Raw genomic sequence first — 2,660 nt, 5'->3', positions numbered from 1 at the left:
TGACTAAGCTCGAACGTTTTGGTATGCGCTTTTGGCAGTATCTTAGCCCCTTGCGTCAAAAGGTATTTCCACTTAATACTTTTCCGCGCGCACTAACAGCAGGTTTGCTTTGGGGCTTTTTGCCTTGTGGTTTGGTATATGGCGCCCTATTGATTGCAGTCGTTGCTCATAATCCATTAAGCGGTGCTGCATTAATGTTTATCTTTGGTCTAGGAACCATACCGATGTTGGTTGCGACGCATGAGACGGTCGGTTGGCTACGTGATAAGATTGGACGTTTTCGCTTAAGACAGTTAAATGGTGCAGTTATGGTAATATCAGGTTTGGCAGTAGCGGTCGTGCCGATGGTCATGGCAAATATGCATGGCAGTCATGGTGAGATGAACCATGGTAGCCACGCTGCTATGATGTCTGATATGGACTCTCATGATATGAGCCAGATGAATCATGATACGGATATGGCAGCAGACATGGATCACAACATGCAGGATATGGACAACCATATGGATCATAGTATGCATGATATGAGTGATGAATCGATGGACATGAATCACCATGAGCATACTGAGATGATGGAACACGCTCAATAAAGTTATCGGTAACAGATATTATTAACACTTCGCATATAGAAAAGCCCTCAATATCATGTTTGATATTGAGGGCTTTTATTTACTAAATAACACTGAGCTTATAGCAATTATTCCTGCCATTGCTCAAGCGTAAATTTGGTTTCCAAGTGCTTCTCTAATGCCGGTATATTAAAGGCATCATCCTCACTCACAAAGCTGATACTAATGCCTGTCTGGCCCGCACGGCCCGTACGACCAATGCGATGCACATAATCATCTGGCTGATCAGGCAAAGTAAAGTTAACCACATGGCTGATATCATCGACATGGATACCGCGCCCTGCTACATCTGTCGCCACCAAGATAGACGCGTGACCATCTTTAAAGCGCTGTAAGTATTTCTCACGTTTTTGCTGAATGACATCGCCCGAGAGCATCACAATATTATGCGCTTGACGCAGTTTGTGATACAGACGCTTTACTTGGTCTTTACGATTGGCAAAGACGATGACCTTCTCTACTGCTTCATCACTGATAATACGCTGCAAGGCGTCTAGCTTTTGATCTTCTGTCAGCAAATAAAAATGCTGATCTACTAACTCGCTGGTCTTGTGTTCAGGCTCAATTTCAACAAACTGAGGCTCATGTAACCAGCGGTAAGCTAAATTCATCACATCTTGGTTAAAGGTTGCAGAAAACAACAAGCTTTGACGATCGGTATTGGCAGGCATTCGACCAACTAAGCGCTTGATATCAGGAATGAATCCCATATCTAGCATACGATCGGCTTCATCAAGTACCAGTACTTCTACTCTATCTAGATACACCATGCCTTTATTAGCAAGGTCAATTAGACGGCCAGGCGTCGCTACCAAGATATCAACGTATTGACGTTCAAGCTCGTGCTGCTGAGTTTCATAGTTAGTACCGCCCATAATACAGACGCTATGTAGCGAGGTATATTTGGTTAATGCAATGCAGTCATCAAATATTTGCTGAGCCAATTCGCGAGTTGGCGCCATGACCACAGCGCGCGGCTCACCGAGATAGCGCTCTTCGTCATTGGTAAATGGACGCTTAAGCAAGGCTTCCATAATAGTCAGTAGAAAAGTCGCTGTTTTCCCTGTGCCCGTTTGTGCTTGTCCGATGGCATCTTGATGTGCCAATGTATGCGGTAGTATCTTTGCTTGAATGGGCGTCAATTCAGTAAAGCCTAGATCACTTACTGCGCGCAGGGTCGCTGTTGAAAGTGGCAAGTCAGTAAACGTTGTAAAATTGCTCAAAAAAATATCCTTTTAAATGAATTGCTCGTATTTTATTAATTATAAATAGGTTCAAAATCAACCTTTATAGTATCAAATGCAGCGTTTAAACCGTAACCAGTAAGAGTAGCTTTATCAAGTCTGCGGAAAACCATCAGACATGTATGCATAAAAAAAGCCAAGCCCAAATCCAATCCTACCAAATATGCTGCAGTTCACTCAACATAGGTAAGATAAGATGGGCTTGACTCAGTAGTATATCAGTAGTTTGTACAGACATTATAACTAAACCGCTTTAATGTCTGAGTAAATTACTCTTCTATCTTTCTGACTTCTTCAGCTTGCAGACCTTTATCACCTTCTACTACGCTGAACTCAACTTTTTCGCCATCTTTTAGAGAACGATAGCCATCACCCTGAATCGCGCGGAAATGGACAAAAATATCTTCTCCGCTGTCACGTTGAATGAAACCAAAGCCTTTTGAGTCATTAAACCACTTAACGATACCTTGCTCACGAGCTGACATAATATTACTTCCTAAAAAAGTCCGCTTAGCCCTAGCTTCCTTTGCGACATTGCATATAAACAGGGTCTAAGATTATGAAATCAAAAATTAAGAGTATTACTACTCTACTTACCATCATCTATGTAGTGCTTTAATTACCTACATAGTGTGTCCATAACGAATTCGCCAAACGCACTTATCGTCATGAAATTCGATGATAGCAACAAACTTGCAATATTTATTGCATAAAAAATATCATAGCACGGGTTTTTAGCAACATAAAGACTTTTAATATGCTTTTTGATATCTAGATAATTTTTTTA

At 41.5% G+C, this 2,660-nt stretch carries 3 protein-coding genes; 1 reads left to right on the top strand and 2 read right to left on the bottom strand.

Translation table 11 applies throughout. From position 1 onward, the window contains the following. Positions 1-590 (top strand): sulfite exporter TauE/SafE family protein (locus tag B2863_RS02015; protein ID WP_296207186.1); only part of this gene is annotated, 590 nt, incomplete at its 5' end. A 107-nt stretch (positions 591-697) separates the two neighbouring features. Here the strand turns inward: B2863_RS02015 and B2863_RS02010 are convergent. Together B2863_RS02010 and B2863_RS02005 are read right to left on the bottom strand one after the other, a co-directional pair. After that, the gene (locus tag B2863_RS02010; RefSeq protein WP_102091784.1) at positions 698-1,852 is read right to left on the bottom strand and encodes a DEAD/DEAH box helicase; all 1,155 of its coding nucleotides are present in this window, start codon (positions 1,850-1,852) and stop codon (positions 698-700) included. Positions 1,853-2,142: 290 nt separating this feature from the next. Next, positions 2,143-2,358 (bottom strand): cold-shock protein, encoded by a 216-nt coding sequence (locus B2863_RS02005; RefSeq protein WP_057760416.1) that lies wholly within the window; start codon positions 2,356-2,358, stop codon positions 2,143-2,145. Positions 2,359-2,660 lie beyond the last annotated feature (302 nt).

The organism is Psychrobacter sp. UBA3480 (assembly GCF_002377945.1).
In the GTDB taxonomy this organism is placed as follows: domain Bacteria; phylum Pseudomonadota; class Gammaproteobacteria; order Pseudomonadales; family Moraxellaceae; genus Psychrobacter.
The sequence above is the reverse complement of the archived record's forward strand: the minus strand, read 5'-3'. Positions and strand labels throughout refer to the sequence as shown.

Excerpts from the sequence above, each read along its gene's own strand:
- B2863_RS02005 (WP_057760416.1), bottom strand. The coding sequence starts at position 2,358 with ATGTCAGCTCGTGAGCAAGGTATCGTTAAGTGGTTTAATGACTCAAAA.